The 6,886-nt window shown below is 69.1% G+C and carries 6 protein-coding genes; 2 read left to right on the forward strand and 4 right to left on the reverse strand.

What is annotated here, in order from left to right; all coding sequences use genetic code 11:
* Positions 1-518: 518 nt before the first annotated feature.
* Both G401_RS0138805 and G401_RS58105 read right to left on the reverse strand, forming a co-directional pair.
* Positions 519-2,357, reverse strand: coding sequence for a glycoside hydrolase family 3 protein (locus tag G401_RS0138805; protein ID WP_034594472.1), 1,839 nt, complete (start codon positions 2,355-2,357; stop codon positions 519-521).
* Between the two features lie 43 nt (positions 2,358-2,400).
* Positions 2,401-3,573, reverse strand: a complete 1,173-nt coding sequence (locus tag G401_RS58105; protein ID WP_245602068.1) for an RNA polymerase sigma factor — start codon at positions 3,571-3,573, stop codon at positions 2,401-2,403.
* A 38-nt stretch (positions 3,574-3,611) separates the two neighbouring features.
* Between G401_RS58105 and G401_RS51400 the strand changes: the two genes are divergently transcribed.
* Positions 3,612-4,793, forward strand: a complete 1,182-nt coding sequence (locus G401_RS51400; RefSeq protein ID WP_051367908.1) for a YncE family protein — start codon at positions 3,612-3,614, stop codon at positions 4,791-4,793.
* On the opposite strand, the gene G401_RS0138825 is transcribed toward G401_RS51400, so the two are convergent.
* Complete coding sequence (locus G401_RS0138825; RefSeq protein WP_027346724.1) at positions 4,782-5,225, reverse strand: GNAT family N-acetyltransferase; 444 nt, start codon at positions 5,223-5,225, stop codon at positions 4,782-4,784. The two genes, G401_RS51400 and G401_RS0138825, sit on opposite strands and share 12 nt — an antisense overlap.
* A 53-nt stretch (positions 5,226-5,278) precedes the next feature.
* Between G401_RS0138825 and G401_RS0138830 the strand changes: the two genes are divergently transcribed.
* Entirely contained in the window at positions 5,279-5,488 is a 210-nt protein-coding gene (locus G401_RS0138830; protein ID WP_245602069.1) for a hypothetical protein, read from the forward strand.
* A gap of 68 nt (positions 5,489-5,556) precedes the next feature.
* Here G401_RS0138830 and G401_RS0138835 read toward each other — a convergent pair whose 3' ends face one another.
* The gene (locus G401_RS0138835; protein ID WP_027346726.1) at positions 5,557-5,985 is read right to left on the reverse strand and encodes an OsmC family protein; all 429 of its coding nucleotides are present in this window, start codon (positions 5,983-5,985) and stop codon (positions 5,557-5,559) included.
* Between the last annotated feature and the right edge of the window lie 901 nt (positions 5,986-6,886).

The raw sequence follows: 6,886 nt of genomic DNA on the forward strand, positions 1-6,886 counted from the left end.
CAGAGATCCACTACTACAGCATCCGGGTACTGGATCGAGGCCCAGCGACGCCCCGACCCATGAGAGAGCCACACCCCGGACGCGTCGGACAGCCTCCATACCGGACAGCCGCGACAAAGCCCAGGTCCAGGCTACCTGCGAGGATCCGACGCGATGGATCAGTCGCCGCGATCCTGATCCACACGATCACCGAAGGGGCATACCCACACATGCAGACGGAGAGCCGAGTGTTCGGGCATTCCGGGTACACCGGACGAAATTCGGGGCATTCGCGCAAGATCGTCGAGCACCTCGGGGGCACGCCGGACAATCGCCCACCACCCCGGGACACAAGTCGGACAGTCGCGACAAAGGCCGGGGTGAAGGGTGAAACGGCGACCGGACCGCGGTGAAGGATGCTTCGCCCCGGAAACCTGGCAGTGGAGTCCCCGGAGCGAAGCGATAGGGGCGCAACGGTCTCCCGCGGGAGGAGCGGAGGTGAGATCGACGAACCCGGGCCAAAAAGATCTTGAAAGGTTCTAATACGTCAGGCCAAACCCCAAGGGGAAGAGGGGCGTCTTGCCGTCCTTGTCGTTGATGGGCTGCTGGGAGAACGACTTCATCCAGGTGTCGGGCAGCTTGCCGGTCGGCTTGTAGTCGCCGAACAGGACGTCCGCGACGCCGGCGCCCTCCGTGCCGGGCAGCCACGCCTCGACGAGACCCGCCCAGCCGGGCAGCTGGGTCGCGATGTCGAGCGGCCGCCCGGACACCAGCACGACCACCACCGGTACGCCCTTGCCGCGCAACGCGTCCAGCGTCGCCAGGTCCTCCGCGTCGAGGGAGAGGCCGTCGGGCCGGTCGCCCTGGTACTCGGCGTACGGCTTCTCGCCGAGGACCGCGATCGCCACCTTGTACGACGAGTCGAGCCCCTGGCCGCCCTGGTCGTACGTGACCGTGGCACCCGGCGCGGCGGCCTTGATGCCCGACAGGATCGTCGTGCCGTCGGTGATCGCGCCGGACGAGCCCTGCCAGGTCAGCGTCCAGCCGCCGGACTGGTTGCCGATGTCGTCGGCGTTCTTGCCGGCCACGAAGATCTTGCCGGTCTTGGCCAGCGGCAGCACCTTGTTCTCGTTCTTCAGCAGCACCTGCGACTCGCGTACGGCCTGGCGGGCGAGGGTCCGGTGCTCGGCGCTGCCGACCGTGCCCGCGAAGGAGCGGTCGGCCATGGGGTGCTCGAAGAGGCCGTACTCGAACTTCTTCGTGAGGATGCGGCGGTTGGCGTCGTCGATCCGGCTCACCGGGACGTGGCCGTTGTCGACCTCGCCCTTGAGCACGTCCATGAACAGCTTCCACTGCTCGGGCACCATGACCATGTCGATGCCCGCGTTGATCGCCTTGCCGACCTCCTCCGGCGTGAAGCCGTCCTGGTTGTCGATCTTGTCGATCGCGTTCCAGTCGGAGACCACGAATCCGGAGAACTTCAGCTCGCCCTTGAGCACGTCGGTGATCAGGTACTTGTTCGCGTGCATCTTGGCGCCGTTCCAGCTGCTGAACGAGACCATCACGGTCGCGACGTTGCGCTTGACCGCTTCCTGGAACGGGGGCAGGTGGACCGCGCGCAGCTGCGCCTCGCTGATCTCGGTGTCGCCCTGGTCCTTGCCGCCGGTCGTGCCGCCGTCGCCGATGTAGTGCTTGGCGGTGGCCAGGACCGACGCGGGGCCGCCGGGCGTACCCTGCAGGCCGTCGATGATCGTCGTCATCGAACCGGGGATCTCCGGCACCTCGCCGTAGGACTCGTAGGTACGCCCCCAGCGGTCGTCGCGCGCGACGCACAGGCACGGACCGAAGTCCCAGTCCAGGCCGGTACCGGTGACCTCCTCGGCGACGGCCCGGCCGATCTTCTCGTTGAGCGCGGGATCCCGGGTCGCCCCGATCGCGATGTTGTGCGGGAAGATCGTCGCGCCGCGTACGTTGTTGTGGCCGTGGACCGCGTCCACGCCGTAGATCATCGGAATGTGCAGCGGTGCCTTCAGGGCGCCTTTCTGCAGCTCGTCATACATGTCGGCCCAGCCGGCCGGAGTGTTGGAGGCGGGCACCGAGCCGCCGCCGGACAGGATCGAGCCGAGGCCGTAGTGCGCCAGGTCGTCGGCGTCGGCGTTGGCCCGCTCCGCCTGGGTCATCTGGGCGATCTTCTGCTCCAGCGTCATCCGCTTCAGCAGATCGTCGACACGCACGCTGACGCTCAGGGAGGCGTCCTGGTACGGGTACTTCTCCGCACTGGCGTCGGTGGCGTCCTTGCCACACGAGGCCGCACTGCTCAGCACGGTGCCGACAACGAGGACGGGTACGAGAAAGAGCGCTCTCAGGGCGGGGGGCATGGCCGTATTGAAGCAGAACGGCCTCCTCCCGGATGCCCCCGTCTCACGGGCCGCCCACGTCCAGCGCGACGCCGGTCGCCTCGGCGGTCGTGGTGATCCCCTCCAGCCGGTACGTGACGCCCTGGTGTTCCCAGACCAGGCAGGGTCCGGACAGCCGGGCCGTCTCGGTACGCTCCGCACCCGTCCGGTCGATGTAGACCAGCGGATGCGGGGCGGCGAACCACAGCGCGTACCAGCTGCCGTCGCCGAGGGACAGCCATTCGGCTTCGGCACCGGCGTCGGTCTTGGCGAAGCCGGGCGACAGGTGGCCGTCGAACTCGTCGAGGCGTACGGAACCGTTGCGGTAGAACAGGGTGACGACTCTGGGCGCGCCGGACGCGTCCGGGTCGGCGACCTCCACCCGGTCCGGAGCGCCCAGCACCGCCGGTACGCCGACCGTGAACCTCGCCGACCGTTTCGCCTCGTCCAGTCCGACGACGGCCGTCATGGGCAGGGCGCTCGGCGACCCGGACGGCAGCGGCGGAGCGGCACCGCGGTGCACCTCGACGCCGGCGAACCGCAGGATGCTCGTGACCGCGTCGGCGACGGCCGTGCGTACGGGCGGGACGAAGACGACCGTGACGACCGCGATCGCGATGACCGCCGCGACCGTCAGCTGCGTACGCAGTTTCGCCAGCGCCCGGGCGGTCCTGGACTTGACCGTGCCCTTCGGCCGGTCGAGCAGGGTCGCGACCTCGGCCTCGGGCAGATCGAGCAGGTACCGGTAGACGAGCACGTCGCGGTCGGCCGGGCTCAGCTTCCTCAGCGCCGCCACCAACTCGGTACGCAGTTCGGTGGAGAGCACGACGTCGGCCGCGTCGGGGGCCGTCTCGGCGAGGGTGGCGGTGGCCGCCCGTTCGGCGAGGCCGGCCCGGCGCTGACGGGTCCGGTGCAGGTTGCGGGTCTCGTTGGCGACGATCGTCATCAGCCAGGACCGGAACGACGACTCGCCCCGGAACGTCGGCAGCTTCCGGTACGCCTTGACGAACGCCTCCTGCACCACGTCCTCGGCGTCGTCCCCCGCCCCGAGCAGTCCCGCCGTGCGCCTCGCGAGCACGGCGTGCCGGGCCACCAGCGTCGCGTACGCCTGCCGGTCGCCCTCCATCGCCCGCGCGACGAGCGCCTCGTCCTCGTCCAGTGGTGCCTCCCCGTTCCGCGTTCCCACTGTGCCTGACACCGGTGGAACCCGCCAGGTTCCCTCGGTGTCACCTGGGCATGACGACTCGACGTTCCCTGCTCACCGCCGCCGGGCTCGGCCTCGCGACCGGGCTCGCCGGCTGCCGGCCCGCCCGACCGGTCGCCGCGGTCGGCGTACCCGATGTGATCGTGGCGGAGACCACCGACGGCCTGGCCGTGCTGCGACCTGACGGCCTCGCGCCGGTCGGCGCGGCGGTGACCACCCCGGACGGCGCCGCGATCTACACGGCGGGTGACCGGCTCACGCTGCTGTCCACCGCGGGCGGCAAGGTCCTCGCGCAGGACGACCTCCCCGCGGGGTGGCGACCCCGCGTGACCTCGGCGGACGGCGGCCTGGTCGCGCTCACCGCGCCCAACAAGATCATGATTACCGACCGTACGCGGGAACGCCGCAGCTTCACCTTCGCCGGCCTCGTGGAGCCGGACGCGTTCACGCTCGACGGGACGGGCCTGTTCGTCCTCGAATGGAAGCCCGACGGCGCCCCCGAGTTCTACAAGGTACGCCTGCTCGACCTCGCGACCGGTGCTCTCTCACCGCTTCTGACCAGGGCAAAGGCGCCCATCCCCCCGGCCGACGAGGAGCAGATGCGGGGCGAGGCCCATCGCGGCGTCCTCGCCCCCGACCGCAAGGTCCTGTACACGCTCTACACGCACCAGCCGGGCCACCAGCACACCCGGGATCTCGTCGCGGGCGTGCACAACCCGTCCGTCCACGCCTTCGTCCACACACTGGACATGGAGGTCGGCTGGGCGTACTGCGTCGACCTGCCGCTGCCGTTCGGGACCGCCGACGCCGGCGCGTACGCCGCCGCGCTCTCCCCCGACGGCTCGCGGCTGTTCGTGGCCGACACGGCCGCCGGACGCGTCGCGATCATCGACACGTCCACGCTGACGGTGGACGCCGTGGCCTCGATCGCCCCGCTCGCCGGAGGTGCGGCGTACGCCCTCGCGCTCGGCAGCCGCCTCTACGTCGCGGCCGGGACGGAGGTCCGCATCCTCGACTTCTCCGGCACGGCGCACGGCGGGTTCACGGCCACCGCCCCGGTACGCGGCCTCCTGGCCGCGCCCGACGGCACCCGCCTCTACGCCGGCTTCCCGGAATCCGTGGCGTGGCTCGACCCCGGCACCGGCGCGGTCCAGGGCACGGCGAATCTCCCACGTCTCACGGGCCTGCTGCGAGCCGTGCCGCTACAGCATTAGCTTGAATCCGACGTGGGAATCGGAGAACCCCAGACCTGTGTAGAACCGGTGCGCGTCCACCCGCGACTTGTCGCTCGTGAGCTGGACCATCGCGCACCCCGCCGTACGCGCCCGCTCCACGGCCCACACCACCAGCTGCCGGCCGAACCCGCGGCTGCGCAGGTCGGACCGGACGCGTACGGCCTCGATCAGCGCCCGGCGGGCACCCTTGCGGCCCAGCCCCGCGATGATCGTGAGCTGCAGGGTTCCGACGACCTCGCCGTCCAGCTCCGCGACCGCCAGTGTCTGGTTCGGATCCCCGGCGATCGCGGCGAACGCCTCGGCGTACACGGGGTCGTCGGGCGTACTCTCCCGCAGAGCGCCGAGAGTGTCGTCACGCAACAGTTCGACCAGGGCGGGTACGTCGGCAGCGGTCGCTTCACGGATCAGCACAGGCTTGACTGTATCGGCCGCCCGGGTTGAACCTCCGGCCTACGCTGATGACCATGAACCGCATCACGCGCCTCTGGACCGCCCTCGCCGCCGCTTTCCTGTCCGTGTTCGCCCTGCCGGGCATGGCCTTCGCCGCCTCCGACTCCGGCGCGCAGGTGCTGCGCCGCGGCTTCGGCGGCGCGTGCAGCATCGTGTGCTGCCTCGTGGTCGTGGCCGCCATCGTCGGGGCGGTCGTCTTCATCAGCCGCCGCCGCAAGTCCTGACACCGAACGGCCCGCCGCCCTCGCGGGTGGCGGGCCGTTCATCGCTTGCGCTACGGTCGCTGCTCGTCCTAGGCGAGCTTGGCGTCCAAAGTGATCTCCGCGCCCGGCGAGAGCAGCCGCGAGATCGGGCAGCCCTCCTTGGCCGCGGCGGCCAGCTTCTGGAACTGCTCGGCGTCCACGCCCGGAACGTCCCCGACCGTCTCCAGGTCGATACGCGTCACGGTCATGCCCGCGTCGGTCTTGTCGAGGTGGACCTTGGCGGTGGTCTCCACCGACGTCGGCGTGAACCCGGCGTCCGCGAGCGCCTTCGAGAAGGCCATCGAGAAGCAGCCCGCGTGGGCGGCCGCGATGAGCTCCTCGGGGTTGGTCCCCTCGCCCTCCTCGAACCTGGACTTGAACGAGTAGTTACCCTCCACACCGCCCTTGCCGGTGCGGATGGTGCCGGAACCCTCGGTGAGATTGCCCTGCCAGCGGGCAGAAGATGAGCGGATAGGCATAGCGTCGACCCTAGTCCGTGCGGATCCCGGATGCCCTTCAATCCCGCCCAAGTTCGCGCCAAATTCAAGATCGTGTGCAGCCGGTCCAGATCTTCCATCAGCCAAGATCAAATTCATGGGGTCCCGGGTTCGCCGATCTCACCTCCGCTCCTCGCGCGGGAGACCGCTCCGGCCCCGCCAAACCCGGGCGGGACCTCCACTGCCAGGTTTGTGGGGCGACGCATCGTCCACCGCGGTTCGGTCACCGTTTCACCCCAACCCCCGACCGGACTTTGTCCCGACTATCCGACTTGTGCGCCCGCCCTGTCGGGCGGGTGATCGATTACGGCTGAGGTGCAGAACGGCCACCCGATGCATGATCGTTTACGGTTCCGGAGCGCACTGACCGGCTATTACTACACCTGACCCGTAAACAATCATGCAGATCGGCCCGGAATTACACCCCTGCCGCAAACGATCAAGAAAACCCGGCCCGGCGTCCGCATGACGGAAGACCGTTCCCGCATCCCGGACCACCCGGGACGGCCCGACGGCTTGGGCATGATCCACAGCGGCCGAGATGTAAAAACGCACCCCGCACCCAAGATCCACAGCGGGCGGATGTAGAAAACCAGCCCGAATCGACATACCAGCCGCAATGGATCAAGAGAACAGCCCCGAAAACTACATCCCAGCCGCGAACAATCACCAGCAAGCCGACCCACCCAACCACCATTTCGGACAGTCACGACAAAGGCCGGGCACGGCCACGCTTCAGCGACCCGCAGCACCCCTGAACGGCTTCGTAAATGTGGATCTTGACGGATGTCTAGAAAGCAACGTCAAACCGGCCAGAATGATGTTTCTTTCCCGACATCCGTCAAGATCCAGCCCACTGCGACCGCCCACAAGTCGGACAGTC

Source organism: Hamadaea tsunoensis DSM 44101 (assembly GCF_000428945.1).
Lineage (GTDB): Bacteria > Actinomycetota > Actinomycetes > Mycobacteriales > Micromonosporaceae > Hamadaea > Hamadaea tsunoensis.